The organism is Ruegeria sp. BHSB056 (assembly GCF_059613305.1).
This window is the reverse complement of the sequence record NZ_JBXWSG010000022.1, coordinates 1-14,101: the sequence shown is the minus strand read 5'-3', so window position 1 is coordinate 14,101 and position 14,101 is coordinate 1. Positions and strand designations below refer to the sequence as shown.

General features: G+C 60.6%; 10 protein-coding genes. 9 read left to right on the top strand and 1 reads right to left on the bottom strand.

Annotated elements, in window-relative coordinates:
• Positions 1-12 precede the first annotated feature (12 nt).
• The 5 genes from AC2FND_RS07935 to AC2FND_RS07915 all read left to right on the top strand — a co-directional run bounded on the left by AC2FND_RS07935 (position 13) and on the right by AC2FND_RS07915 (position 6,053).
• A complete protein-coding gene (locus tag AC2FND_RS07935; protein WP_496768988.1) occupies positions 13-1,512 on the top strand; it encodes a UDP-N-acetylmuramoyl-L-alanyl-D-glutamate--2,6-diaminopimelate ligase in 1,500 nt (499 codons plus the stop codon).
• Positions 1,509-2,903 carry a UDP-N-acetylmuramoyl-tripeptide--D-alanyl-D-alanine ligase gene (locus AC2FND_RS07930; protein ID WP_496768987.1) on the top strand — a complete coding sequence of 465 codons (1,395 nt, stop codon included), beginning with the start codon at positions 1,509-1,511 and terminating at the stop codon, positions 2,901-2,903. Before AC2FND_RS07935 ends, AC2FND_RS07930 begins: the two co-directional genes overlap by 4 nt.
• A gap of 36 nt (positions 2,904-2,939) precedes the next feature.
• On the top strand, positions 2,940-4,022 hold the full coding sequence (gene mraY / locus AC2FND_RS07925; RefSeq protein WP_267363338.1) for a phospho-N-acetylmuramoyl-pentapeptide-transferase: 1,083 nt from the start codon (positions 2,940-2,942) through the stop codon (positions 4,020-4,022).
• A gap of 149 nt (positions 4,023-4,171) precedes the next feature.
• Positions 4,172-5,569: a UDP-N-acetylmuramoyl-L-alanine--D-glutamate ligase gene (gene murD, locus AC2FND_RS07920; protein ID WP_496768985.1), complete on the top strand. Its 1,398-nt coding sequence runs from the start codon at positions 4,172-4,174 to the stop codon at positions 5,567-5,569.
• A gap of 109 nt (positions 5,570-5,678) precedes the next feature.
• Complete coding sequence (locus AC2FND_RS07915) at positions 5,679-6,053, top strand: glycine zipper family protein (RefSeq protein WP_480475937.1); 375 nt, start codon at positions 5,679-5,681, stop codon at positions 6,051-6,053.
• Here the strand turns inward: AC2FND_RS07915 and AC2FND_RS07910 are convergent.
• Positions 6,050-7,231, bottom strand: a complete 1,182-nt coding sequence (locus tag AC2FND_RS07910) for a BaiN/RdsA family NAD(P)/FAD-dependent oxidoreductase (RefSeq protein ID WP_496768984.1) — start codon at positions 7,229-7,231, stop codon at positions 6,050-6,052. The genes AC2FND_RS07915 and AC2FND_RS07910 overlap by 4 nt on opposite strands.
• Before the next feature lie 839 nt (positions 7,232-8,070).
• Between AC2FND_RS07910 and AC2FND_RS07905 the strand changes: the two genes are divergently transcribed.
• The 4 genes from AC2FND_RS07905 to ftsW all read left to right on the top strand — a co-directional run bounded on the left by AC2FND_RS07905 (position 8,071) and on the right by ftsW (position 14,065).
• Entirely contained in the window at positions 8,071-9,894 is a 1,824-nt protein-coding gene (locus AC2FND_RS07905) for an adenylate/guanylate cyclase domain-containing protein (protein WP_496768982.1), read from the top strand.
• 28 nt (positions 9,895-9,922) lie between these two features.
• Positions 9,923-11,089 carry a phosphatase PAP2 family protein gene (locus tag AC2FND_RS07900; RefSeq protein ID WP_496768980.1) on the top strand — a complete coding sequence of 389 codons (1,167 nt, stop codon included), beginning with the start codon at positions 9,923-9,925 and terminating at the stop codon, positions 11,087-11,089.
• A 21-nt stretch (positions 11,090-11,110) separates the two neighbouring features.
• A complete protein-coding gene (locus AC2FND_RS07895; protein WP_496768978.1) occupies positions 11,111-12,712 on the top strand; it encodes a S8 family serine peptidase in 1,602 nt (533 codons plus the stop codon).
• Positions 12,713-12,901: 189 nt separating this feature from the next.
• On the top strand, positions 12,902-14,065 hold the full coding sequence (gene ftsW / locus AC2FND_RS07890) for a putative lipid II flippase FtsW (RefSeq protein ID WP_209504524.1): 1,164 nt from the start codon (positions 12,902-12,904) through the stop codon (positions 14,063-14,065).
• Positions 14,066-14,101 lie beyond the last annotated feature (36 nt).

Here is a 14,101-nt window from a genome sequence, read left to right as displayed (position 1 = left end):
AAGAGGTGGGTCATGGGCACAAGGACAAAGAAACTCAGCCAACTGGCCCTGACCGCACGAGGCGGGGTAAACCCCGAGATCACCGGTCTGGCCGTTGACAGCCGTGAGGTGAAAGACGGTTTCCTGTTTGCAGCCCTTCCCGGCACGCGGGTTCATGGCGGCACGTTCATCCAATACGCCCTGCGCATGGGGGCCGCCGCCATCCTGACCGATGCCGAAGGGGCGAAAATCGCAGCAGCTGATCTTGCAGCGTCGGATGCGGCGCTGGTGGTTGTCGAAGACCCGCGTCAGGCGCTGGCCGGGGCCGCCGCGTTGTGGTTCGGCGCGATGCCGCAGACCATTGTCGCGGTCACCGGAACCAACGGAAAAACCTCGGTTGCCACCTTTGTGCGCCAGATCTGGACCGAACTGGGCCACGCGGCCGTCAATCTTGGAACAACCGGGGTCGAAGGGGCATGGACCGCACCGCTGGCCCATACCACGCCCGAGCCGATCACCCTGCATCGCTGTCTGGCGGATGCCGCCGAAAACGGTGTGACCCACGCCGCAATGGAGGCCTCGTCCCACGGCCTCGAACAGCGCCGCCTGGATGGCGTGCACCTGACCGCTGCCGGGTTTTCGAACTTCACGCAGGACCATCTGGATTACCACGAGACTTTTGAAGCGTATTTCGCAGCCAAGGCTGGGTTGTTCGACCGGGTTCTGCCGCAGGATGGCACCGCGGTCATCAATCTGAGCGATCCCAAGGGGTCTCGGGTCCGCCGGATCGCCCAGGCGCGCGGTCAATCGGTGCTGACCGTCGGGTTGGGCGACGCCGATCTGTGCCTGATCAACCAGCGGTTCGATGCCACCGGGCAGGATCTGCGATTTGCGTGGCAGGGCCGGACCTTCCAGACCCGCCTGAACCTGATCGGCGGGTTCCAGGCCGAAAACATCCTGCTGGCTTGCGGGCTGGTGATTGCCGCGGGCGACAGCCCCGAACGGGTTTTTGAAACGCTGCCGCATCTGACCACCGTGCGCGGGCGTATGCAGCTGGCCGCAACCCGCGAAAACGGCGCGACGGTTTTTGTGGATTACGCGCACACCCCCGACGCCGTGGCCACCGCTCTCAAGGCGCTGCGTCCGCATGTGATGGGTCGTTTGATCGCCATTGTCGGCGCGGGCGGCGACCGCGATGCCACGAAACGCCCGCTGATGGGAAAGGCAGCTGCCAACCACGCAGATATGGTTTTCGTCACCGACGACAACCCACGCAGCGAAGACCCCGCCGCCATACGCGCCGCTGTCATGGCAGGTGCGCTCGAGGCAGCGGGCGACGTCAGCGTGACCGAGGTCGGCGACCGCGCCGAAGCCATTCTGCGCGGCATCGATGCCCTGCAACCCGGCGACGCACTGCTGATTGCGGGCAAGGGCCACGAAACCGGGCAGGTCGTTGGCGATCAGGTGCTGCCCTTCGATGATGCCGAACAGGCCAGCATTTCCGTCGCCGCGCTGGACGGGAGGGTCGCATGACGCTCTGGACAGCATCCGAGGCCGCTCAGGCAACGGGTGGACGGGTCACGACCGACTGGACCGCTGATGGTGTCTCCATCGACACGCGCACCCTTCAACCCGGTGATCTGTTTGTTGCGCTGAAAGCGGTACGGGACGGGCATGAGTTCGTTGCCCAAGCGCTTGAGAAAGGCGCGAGCGCGGCTTTGGTCTCGCAAATTCCCGACAACGTATCGCCAGACGCACCACTGCTGATCGTTGATGATGTGCAGGCGGCGCTCGAGGCTTTGGGGCAGGCAGCACGCGCCAGAACGAATGCACGTGTGGTAGGGGTGACCGGCAGTGTCGGTAAGACGTCGACCAAGGAAATGCTGGCCGTGATCCTTGAAACGCAAGGCAAAACCCATGCCAGCGTGGCCAGTTACAACAACCACTGGGGCGTTCCGCTGACCCTTGCACGGATGCCGCGCGACACTGAATTCGCGGTGATCGAGATTGGCATGAATCATCCGGGCGAGATTGCCCCGCTGGCCCGACAGGCCCGCCCGCATGTGGCGCTGGTTACAACCGTGGCGGCGGTGCATCTGGAAGCCTTCGAGAATGTGGCTGGCATCGCCCATGAAAAAGCAGCGATCTTTGAAGGGCTCGAACCCGGTGGCGCGGCAATCGTCAACGCAGATATCGACCACGCGGACATCCTGCGCCAAACGGCACTTGGGCAGGGGGCCGGGATCGTGGATTTCGGCCAAGGCGCAACGGATTACCGGCTGACCGACGTTCAGCAGGGGGCGAACACCGTGATTGCCGAAGCTGCCGTTGGTGATCAGGTACTCCGCTTTGCGGTGAACTCTGCCGGTACGCATTTCGCCATGAACGCGCTGGGGGCTTTGGCAGCCTGCGTTGAACTGGGTGTCGATCTGGATGACGCTATCGCGGGGCTGCGTGCATGGTCCCCGGTCAAGGGGCGTGGCGTTCGGGAAAGCATTCCTCTGCCCGGCGGCGGGCAGATCGAACTGCTGGATGACAGCTATAACGCCAACCCGACCTCGATGGAGGCCGCGCTGGATGTGCTCGCCGCCTCACAAGGCAAACGCCGCATCGCCTTTCTGGGCGATATGAAAGAGCTGGGCGTGCAGGAAGAGGCGATGCACGCCGCCATGGCCGATGCCAAAGCGATGGCACATGTTGATCAGGTGCATTGTATCGGCCCGTTGATGCGGGCACTGCACCACGCGCTGCCCCCGGCAAAACGCGGCCTCTGGTCTGAAACCAGCACCGAGATGGCCGAACGGTTGCCTTCGCTGGTCAGGGATGGCGATACTGTGCTGGCCAAGGGCTCCCTCAGCATGGGATTGGCCTCGATTGTTGACGGTCTGCGCAAAATGGGGCAAGGGGGCGCGCTTGATGGGTGATCACGCCCGTGCGCCTCGTGTGAGAAAGGTATTGTCATGCTGTACTGGTTGACCGCCCTGTCGGATGGCGGGGATTTCTGGAACCTCTTCCGGTATATCACCTTCCGCGCAGGCGGTGCCTTCATGACGGCACTGATCTTTGGGTTCATCTTCGGAAAACCGCTGATCAACGTGCTGCGCAGAAAGCAGGGCAAGGGCCAGCCGATCCGCAATGATGGCCCCGAGGGGCATTTTTCCAAGGCAGGCACGCCAACAATGGGCGGTTTGCTGATTGTCGGGGCTCTTGTAACCTCGACCCTTGTCTGGGCACGTTTGGATAACCCTTATGTCTGGATGGTGCTTTTCGTGACCCTGTCTTATGCGGCCATCGGGTTCGCGGACGATTATGCCAAGGTGTCGAAACAGAACACCAAGGGCGTACCGGGGCGGATGCGCCTCGCATTGGGCGTGATTATTGCCGTGCTGGCTTCGCTTTGGGCGACGTTGCACCACCCCGAAGCGTTGCAGAACCAGCTGGCTGTACCCGTATTCAAGGACACGCTGGTCAATCTGGGCATCTTTTATATTCCGTTTGCGATTGTCGTGATCGTAGGGGCCGCCAACGCAGTAAACCTGACCGACGGTCTGGACGGGCTGGCCATCATGCCAGCGATGATCGCCGCCTCGACGCTGGGCGTGATCGCCTATGCCGTGGGCCGCGTCGACTTTACCGAATATCTCGATGTGCATTACGTGCCCGGCACCGGTGAGATCTTTATCTTTACCTCAGCGCTCTTTGGTGCGGGTCTGGGGTTCCTTTGGTACAACGCCCCCCCGGCGGCGGTCTTCATGGGCGACACCGGATCGCTGGCGCTGGGCGGCGCGCTGGGTGCCATTGCCGTGGCCACCAAGCACGAGCTGGTTCTGGCCGTTGTTGGCGGCCTGTTCGTGGTCGAGGCGCTGAGCGTGATCATTCAGGTCCTCTACTTCAAACGCACCGGCAAGCGGGTCTTCCTGATGGCCCCGATCCATCATCATTATGAGAAAAAGGGCTGGGCCGAGCCGACCATCGTCATCCGCTTCTGGATCATCTCGCTGATCCTGGCGATGATCGGTCTGGCAACGCTGAAGGTGCGGTAAGGCTCCCGCCAGGTTCGGTGGGCCTGCGGCCCTCCTGCCACCTGTTGGGCCCGGCTCGCGCCACAGCGCAAGCCTGACACGCCCCTTGTCATTGTGATTTTCTTCAGTGCAGTGTGGCCTCCAAATCCAAATCAAAGAAGGTGTGTAGAATGATCCCGGTCAAAGGCTTTTCAGGGCAGAAAGTTGCGGTTCTGGGATTGGGCCGGTCCGGTCTGGCAACCGCACGCGCCTTGCGCGCAGGCGGGGCGGAACCGGTCTGCTGGGATGACAACCCCACAGCCCGCGCCAACGCCGAGGGCGAAGGGTTCTCCTGTGCCGACCTGCGCAAACAGGGGGCGTTTGACACGATTGCCACGCTCATCGTTTCACCGGGCATTCCGCATCTTTATCCCGAACCCAACCCCGTGGTTGCCGCAGCCTTGGGTGCAGGCGTGCCGGTCGACAATGACATCGGGCTGTTCTTCCGCTCTTTTGCGGGGCCGGAATGGAGCAATTATGACACTCCGCCACGTGTCATCGCCGTCACCGGCTCGAACGGGAAATCCACTACCGCGGCGCTGATCCATCACATCCTGACCGAGGCCGGGCGCGAGGCGCAGCTGGCCGGAAATATCGGGCGCGGGGTTCTGGATATCGGTCCGGGCGGTGATGGCTCGGTCGTGGTGCTGGAACTTTCCAGCTATCAGACGGAACTGGCCCGTGCGCTGACCCCGGATGTGGCGGTGTTTACCAATCTGTCGCCCGACCATCTGGACCGCCACGGCGGCATGGGGGGATATTTCGCGGCCAAACGGCGCCTCTTTGCCGAAGGCGGCCCGGACCGTGTGATCGTCGGCATCGATGAAACCGAAGGCGCCTTTCTTGCTGGCCAGCTGGCCGAAGGGCCAGCGGATGACCGCGTAATTCGTATCTCGGTAACGCGAAAGCTGACCGGGCCGGGATGGCAGGTCTTCGCGCGCAAGGGGTTTTTGTCGGAATACCGCAAGGGGCGGCAGGCCGGGTCCATCGACCTGCGCGCGATCAAGGGCCTTCCCGGTGCCCATAACCACCAGAACGCCTGCGCGGCTTATGCGGCCTGCCGGTCGCTGGGCCTTGCGCCGCGCGTGATCGAGGATGCGCTGCACGCGTTCCCGGGCCTGCCCCACCGCAGCCAGATCATCGCCGAGGCGGGCGGAGTTATCTATGTCAACGACTCCAAGGCGACCAATGTCGACAGCGCCCTGAAAGCGCTTATGGCGTTCAAAAATATCCGCTGGATCTGTGGCGGGCTTGAGAAAGAAGGCGGTGTCGCAGCCCTGAACGCAGCAGCGGATCAGGTGATCAAAGCCTATGTCATCGGCCGTGAGGCAGCTGGCTTTGCGATGCAGCTGACGTCCGACGCACAGGTTTGTACCACGATGGAGGCGGCAGTGGCGCAGGCTATGGAGGATGCGCAGGCGGGCGAGACCGTTCTGCTGGCCCCGGCCGCGGCAAGTTTCGATCAATATGACAATTTCGAACAGCGTGGCGACGACTTCACGGCGCAGGTGCAAAAACGGCTGTGCTAAGGCCGCACCTGCAACAGACCGCCGGTCGATGTGGACATTTTTCAATCAGATTGACACTTTGTTGGAATTGAGGTTGCGTCACCTCCAGTTCAAGAAAGAGGAAGCGGAAATGTCTGCACGCAAAATTCTCTCCATCCTTCCCGTCGTTGCGCTGGCCGGGGCCTGCGCCAATAGCGGGGCGAATTATGTTCCTATCATCGACGGGCCTGTGGGTCCGAACTACCAGTCCGATCTGGCCAATTGTCAGGCGCTGGCCCGGTCTCGCCCGACGCTGGACAGCAACACCGCGGGCGCTGCCGCCATCGGCGCGGCTGGTGCGGCGGCAACCACAGCGATCATCGACAACAGCGCCAGCGATCTGGGCCGTGCGGCGGCCGCCGGTGCTCTGGTCGGTGTGGGTGCCAGCGCGATCAGCAACACCCAGAACCAGGAAGTGATCGTGCGCAACTGCATGCGCGGTCGCGGGTATAACGTCGTAGGTTAATTCTTGGCGGCAATGGCGACACCTGCGGCATGGCCTGATGACCACGCCCATTGAAAGTTGTAGCCGCCCAGCCACCCGGTGACATCCACCGCTTCGCCAATCGCATAGAGGCCAGGGACAACCTTGGCCTCCATCGTTTTCGACGACAGATCATCGGTATCTATTCCGCCCAGTGTGACCTCGGCGGTGCGATACCCTTCGGTTCCCGACGGTACCAGCCGCCAGTCAGACAGGGCCTCGACCAGTTCAGACAGCTTCGCGTCCGACTGATCAGCCAGATTGCCGGACATCGGGATGACTTGGCTCAGGTATTCAACCAACCGGGACGGCAGATGCCGCGCCAGTTCCGTTGTCAGCGCCCTGCGCCCAGCGTTTTGCCGTTGCGCGCGCAGCAGATCGAACAGGGGCAGTTCGGGGATCAGGTTCACGCCGATCTCCTCACCTTCGCGCCAATAAGAGGACAGCTGCAAAACGGACGGCCCGCTGAGGCCGCGATGGGTGAACAACAGCGCTTCGTCAAAACTTGTGCGGTCATTCGACAGCCGCACGGGCAGGGAAACACCGGACAGGTCCTTGAACCGGCCATCCGAAAAGGTGAACGGCACCAGCGCCGCACGGGTGTCGGTCACCCGCAAGCCAAACTGTCGGGCAATGTCATAGGCCAGCCCGGTCGCGCCCATCTTGGGGATGGATTTGCCTCCCGTGGCGAGCACCAGATTGGCACAGGTCAGATGCAGGCGCTGCCCCTCACGCTCGACCTCCAGCGCGAATCCGGCGTCCTCCTTGCGCAGATCACGCAGCGCGGTCTGCACCCAAAGCTCGGCGCCGGCGCGGCTCATCTCGTCCAGCAACATCTGGATGATCTGCTTTGAGGAGCCATCACAGAACAACTGCCCCAGCGTTTTCTCATGCCATTTGATGCCGTGCCGGTTCACCAGATCGACAAAATCCCACTGCGTAAACCGCGCCAGCGCGGATTTGCAAAAATGCGGGTTTTGCGACAGGAAATTGTCCGGCCCCGCATACATATTGGTGAAATTGCACCGCCCTCCGCCCGAGATGCGGATTTTCTCGCCCGGCGCCTTGGCGTGGTCGATCACCAGCACCCGCCCACCGCAACGGGCCGCGCACATCATTCCTGCCGCTCCGGCACCCAATATAATCGTATCGAACCTCATGCACCGCCCTTGGCGTGGATTTTCGGCGATGACAAGGGTGAAACCCGGCGCATCGGGCCCGAGGCAAAGGATTTAGTTGTCAGGTGAATGATTCCCGGAAAATCGGGGCCTGCGGGCGGTGACACCCTTGCACGGGGGCCGGTTTGGGCTGGTTGTCGGGATTTTGCGCGCGCGTCGCGGGGCGGGGCTGGAAGGGTGCAGATCGCAGAAAGCCATGCCCGGGTCCGGTCAAAATGCGGCACCGTTCAGGTTGTGCAAGGCACCTGATCCCACCACAAGTGGGGCCACCGAACAGGGTGGTGGCAGGCATGTCTGGCAGAAACGGTGAATGCATTACAACGTTCGGATACTTTTTGGAGAATCGATTTCCGGTGTCAGTTAGCCGCAACTGTGTCGGGCCATCCGCTTGGTTCAAAAGTATCGGGCCGGTTCAATACCAAGTGCTTGGCCGGGATCAGCCCTCGCGCACTCCTAACGGGAAGTCTTGCCGCATCAGCCCGTCTTTCCCGCCAAGTACCAAGCGCCACAGGTGCCGGGTAAATTGGCCAAATTACACCGAAAAATATGTTCAAAAATAAAAATATGTCGACGGAAGTTCACTAAAACAATACAATAACCCTTATTATTTTGAACTTAACGCATTTTAGAAACCAAATCTCATCAGCGGGCCGATTAATGCCTCGTGATTTCCATTCAGGCCCGTGGCCCGCCCCGCGCAATGCAGCGCCATTCACACCCGTCGGCTGCATTTGCAATCACAACACGCCTCTGATGCGTGCCAGCCCGCCTGTTTTCGGGGTGGCACATTTCAACAAGTTAAAGAGTTCCGAGACACGATCATGGGTATTACTCTGAATTTGAACAATCCAAGCGACCTTCCCAAGGCGCGGCTCAGGGCGATCCTGTTCCTTGATGCATGTGATTACTCTGCCGCCGTCCGCGAGGCCGAGCTTGAAACACTGGCCAGAATCCGCCGCGATCTGAACTGCGTCAGCGATCTGGTTAACAGCTTTCGGGGCCGGGTGACCGGCCTGACCGGTGACGGGCTGTGCGCCGTTTTTCCAAGCGCGCGTGCCGCTGTCGAAACTGCGCTGGGGGTGCAGGATATCCTGACCCATGCCCCCGACCGATACGCCAAAGGGTATCGAATTGGGATACATCTGGGCGACACGTTCGAGGTTGACCAGCAGATCATCGGTGACGCTGTGAATACGGCGGCCCGGATCGAAAGCGTCGGCTCATCCGGCGAGGTTCTGGTCTCAAGCGTTGTGCGTAATGCGCTGCGCGGGCGGCAGGATTTCCTGTTCAACTCGATCGGGCGGCCCAATCTCAAAAATATCGGTGCCTCGCTTGAGCTGTTCAAAGTGGCCCGCGCAACCATCGACGTCCCCTATGAGAAGGATGGAAAAGCACAGCCGGTTCCCGTTCCCACCAAACCAACGGCCTTCCGGTCCGAGCAGATGTCGTTCTCCATACCGCGCCCGAATTTCGTGATAGGTCTGTTGTCTCCGGATGTCGGTGGCAGTTCCGAAACCGCGACATTCGTGTCCAACATCGTCGCGGAACAGCTGTCCAAATCCCTTACCGAAACCGAAGCGCTCGAGGTTCAGGATTACCGGGTGCCGCAGGTCGCGCTTCCAAAGGAACCACTGTCGGCTGGACCTGATCTTTTCCTTCAGTGTCGCGCTTCGACCTGTGGCAGCATGTTGCAAGTGTCCGCCACCGCAATGCGGTCAGAAGACAGAAAAGTGATCTGGAGCCAGAATGTGGTGGCCGATCAGGGTGACTTTCTGGGGCAAAACTGCTCGGGTCTGACATCGTTCATCAGCTATGCCACCGACGCTTTGCTGACGGCTTTGCTGAACGGGCGTCACATGCGCGACCCGGCCTCCCATCACGCGGCGAAAACCGCCGTTGCCGCCGTGCATCACCTGCTGACGATGACTGGGCCGGGGCTGGACCAGCTCGAGGCGGATATTCTGGCGGCTTACGAGCTTGATCCCAAGCCGGTCTACCTTGCGTGGCTGGCTTATGTCACAACATTCAAGGTCGGCGAACGGTACGGAACCTGGGATGCTACACTGGAAGCGCAGGCGCGCGATCTGGCCCGCCGCGCTGTCGAGGCTGACCCGGATAACGGCACTGTTCTGGGCCTTGTCGCCCACGTGCATTCCTACGTGTTCCGAGAGTTTTCGGTGGCGCAGGATCTGGTCGACCGTGCGCTCGAGCTCAGCCCGTATCGTGCGATGAGCTGGGATTCCGCCGCCATGCTCTATTGCTACACGGATCGTCCGGCGCTGGCAGTGGAAGCTGCGCAGAAGGCACGGCTTATCGGACGGCACAGCCCGTACCGGCATCTGTTTGACGGGGCAGGATGTGTCGCCGCGCTGGTCAATGGCGAGTTCGAGAAATCCATCAGGTTCGGCGAATCCGTGATGGAGGTTCAACCGCAGTTCAAGACCGTCATGCGCTATCTGGCTGCGGCTTACGGGCACGCAGGTGACCAGCAGCGAGGCGAGTTCGCCTTGCAGCGGCTGACCAATCTGGAACCGGACATGTCGCTGGCCTGCATCCAGCAGGACCGGTTCCCGGTGCCAACACGGTTCAGCGCGCAACTGATGGAAAGCGGCCTGTCCAGGATCGGATTGCCGCAACACGCTTGAAGCAGGGGTAAAAGTAGGGGGTTTACTTATGTCTTACGTTTCCACGCTCAACGGTTTTGGCATGATGGTCCGACGTGGTGAGCTGATCTCGTGCAAAGTAATCAGATTGATGAACCTTGCCAGAAACTCCAGAGGCCTCAGCACCACATCGGGAGAGAACCGATCAGCGCTGGACAACTTCATTTACGACGCGCAGCGGAAAACCTTTATTGAATACCTCAATGTTATCCATGAACTGAATCCCGATTTGGTGGATAATAGGAAACTGCGCGACCTTACTGATTTCATGGAGAACGAAGAGTTCATTGATCCCTTCAGATCCGACAGCCGCGTAAAAGATGCAAAAGACGATGAGATCGGGAAACGTTCTGCCCTCGGCGCGGCGTCTGTAGCGATGAGCGCATCTTCGGCGTTTGCATTGAATCGAAACAGGAATCGCAACAGAAACCGCAATCGCAACAGAAACCGCAACCGAAACAGAAATCGCAATCGCAACCGGAACCGCAGCGATTTTGACTTTGGCGGTAGTGATGCTTCCTTCGGCTGGCGCGAGATGCGCGATCTGTGCCGGATCGGAATGCTGCCCGCATCCGGTCTGCTGGGCAAGGTCTGGGAAAACATCGACCTTCTGCCGCCCCCGGGCCCTGACGAAAGCATGAAGGAAACCGAATACTTGCTGATCCTGCAAGGTCGGCTCAAATGGTCAAATCAGGCGACACGGCGCGAGGAAATCGTGGCGCAGGCTGGCTTTGGTATTGATGACTATCTCAGCCCGCTGGGCATTGACGAGCAGGGTGGCTTTGATGCGACACGTGCGCTGATGACGATCCTGCTGGAACTGACGAATGAGATTGGCCTGACCTACAAGAACCGCTTCAGTCGGCCCAGACCCAATATCATCCAGCCGCTGATCCGGCCCTTTATCCCGGTGCCTTTTCATGCGGCTTACCCCTCGAACCATTCCTACCAATCCTTCGCAATTGCCGAACTGTTCTCGCGGCTGATCCCCGAACATCCGGGCACTGTCGCTTTGTTCCACCGCGCCCAGCGGATTGCTGAAAACCGCGAATGGGCCGGTCTGCATTACCCAAGCGACACAGCCGCCGGGCGAAGTCTGGCCAGAAAAACCGTGGCTTACCTGACCGAGGTTCTGGACGAACTGATGGACGAAGCACAAGACGAATGGCTGGGCTAAGGATCAACGCGAGGTGACGAAATGACCGCAGGAAACGAAGACTACGCACGCTATTACTATCTCTGGCATCTGGTCGCGATCAAAGCCTTGACCGTCAAGGCGCCCCCACCCGCCGACGGAGAGACCTGCCCGGAAATCGATATCGCGATCTGGGATTTCACAGGTCCTGCTCTGGACGAGGCGAAAATCGCCCTGATCGACATGGGCGTGGCCCCGCATCACCCGAACCTGAAAGCGCCGGATATCGGACCGGTTCCGGCGGACAGGGTCATTCGGGACGACGCCCTTGATCTGGCCAGCCACCCATTCGGCGTCAAATACATCGACCGGTCTGCCGTTGGGGCAGGGGCCGAGCATATCGAAGAGCAGGTACAACATCTGTCGGGCATTCAGGACCCCTTGGGCATTCCGGGCCTGACCTCTCAGGAACGGCGGGTGATTGCCGGGCTGAGGTCGGGTTTTGGCGTCAAGCGTTACATCGATGCCTATGACGATCGCTATGCCGGGCACGGCACCAGCTGTGCCGGGCTGGCCTGCGGAACCAGCTTTGCAACCGACCAATTCGGCAATACCGGCAATATCGCGGCGTATTATGGGGTTGATCCCAAAAGCAGGATTATTCCGATCACGACGTCTATCTCGCCCAGCCCGGAAGAATTGATTGCGGCGTTTCTTTATGCCCTCCACAAAGGCGCGCATGTCATCCTGTTTCCGCGCGATGCCGCGAACCCGGACCACTGGCCGGGATATCGATTTCGCCCTGCCACTGGCACCGAGCCGTTCTATCCGGGTCTGGACTCGCACGAAAAGACGCGCCTGCACGAGACGAGGCGCGACGAACCCGACGGCGACGCGCGCGACATCTCGGTGGCATGGTCGGCGCTGGACAAGATCATCAAATGGGTCAGCACGAGAATTCCGGTGGTCTGTGCCGCTGGCAATGACGGTCGAAGTGAATTGATTTACCCTGCCAGCCTGTCCGGTGATCCAACCAACGGGATCATCTCGGTGGGGGCCGTCAACTACAATGGCACCCGGTCCGGGTATTCGAACCACTCTGCTGATCTGACCGTGTCCGCCCCCTCGGATGACGGTGAGATCTACAACCGCTATCAAATTCGTCTGGACCGTGATGCAGCCTCGGCCACTGACTTCCATATGGAAAACCCGAAACATCACCTGAAACGCGACGGCAGTGGTGACGCGATCCCGATTGTCGAATTCGCGCCTCAACGGTTGGTGACCTTGGATGTGCCGGGCCCGCGGGGTTATGTCGAAGGCAGCCTTGCCGCGGCTGTCGAAACCCGAAAAAAGGCCGTGGACGATCCTGCTGGTCTGTATACCGAATTCGGCGGCACTTCGGGGGCTTCGGCCCTTGTTGCCGGGGCAATCGCGATGATGCAACGAAAGTCGCCCAATGTTCTCAATGGGGTGCAGATCAAAGCCATCTTCAAGAACCTCGAAACATCTGCAACGCGTTTCAATAATGCCCACTGGTATTGGTCCTCGGCCGCAGGAACCCTGCAAGCTGATGCGATCAACGGTTACACGCCTCCCCCCAGGGCCGAACTGTTCGGTGTGGCGGGGCTGCTGGATGTGCCGCTGCTGCTGACCAAAGTCTGACAGCCCGCCGCCTCCCGCCCGATGGCCGTCGCAACACGGTTGACAGGCGGTCTGGGTCTGCGGCGCGGGTCTTGCGCGGGAAATCCCGATTTGCCCGCGAACAGGCTGGCCTGATCGCCAAATTGCATGTAGACTCGTAGCCAGACCCCGAAAACGGGGCGTTAACGAGGCAGAGAGTGGCGGTATCTCATGACTGAGATGGTGTATGGCGCGGTCCAGGACCAGCGCGGAGAACCGATTCTACCGAAGTGGTGGCGTACTATCGATCGCTGGACGATGTCCTGCGTTCTGATCCTGTTTACCATCGGGCTGTTGCTGGGGCTGGCCTCTTCGCCGCCACTGGCCGGTCGCAACGGGTTCGACCCCTTCCATTATGTCGAGCGTCAGGCCTTGTTCGGCGGATTGGCGCTGATCGCGATGCTGCTGACTTCGATGATGTCTCCAACCTTGGTGCGGCGTCTGGCCGTTCTGGGTTTTCTGGGGGCCTTCGTCGCTCTGGTCTTCCTGCCGGTGTTTGGAACGGATTTCGGCAAGGGTGCGGTGCGTTGGTATTCGCTGGGCTTTGCCTCGCTGCAACCGTCCGAGTTTCTGAAACCCGGCTTTGTCGTCGTGGCCGCTTGGCTGCTGGCGGCCTCACAGGAAATCAATGGCCCTCCGGGGCGGTTGTGGTCCTTTGCGCTCTGCATGGCCATTGTGGCCATGCTGGTGATGCAACCCGATTTCGGTCAGGCCTGCCTGATCCTGTTCGGCTGGGGCGTTATGTATTTCGTAGCCGGGGCCCCGATGCTGCTGTTGCTGGGCATGGCCGGTGTTGTCGTTCTGGGCGGGATGCTGGCCTATTCGAATTCTGAACACTTTGCCCGCCGCATCGACGGCTTTCTGAATCAAGAGGTCGATCCGACCACCCAGCTGGGCTATGCCACCAATGCCATCCGCGAGGGCGGCTTGTTCGGCGTCGGCGTGGGGGAGGGGCAGGTGAAATGGTCGCTGCCCGATGCCCATACCGATTTCATCATCGCCGTCGCGGCCGAGGAATACGGCCTGATCCTTGTCATGATCATCATTGCGCTATACGCGCTGATCGTCGTGCGCTCGCTGCTGCGGCTGATGCGCGAACGCGACATGTTCATTCGTCTGGCCGGTACCGGTCTGGCCTGCATGTTTGGCGTTCAGGCGATGATCAACATGGGTGTTGCTGTACGTCTGCTGCCGGCCAAGGGCATGACTTTGCCGTTCGTCAGCTATGGCGGCTCGTCCCTGATTGCTGGCGGTATTGCCGTTGGCATGCTGCTGGCCTTCACCCGAAACCGCCCACAGGGCGAACTAGGCGATATTCTGCGCGGACGAGGATAATGGGGAACCCTTACCTGTTGATTGCGGCTGGCGGCA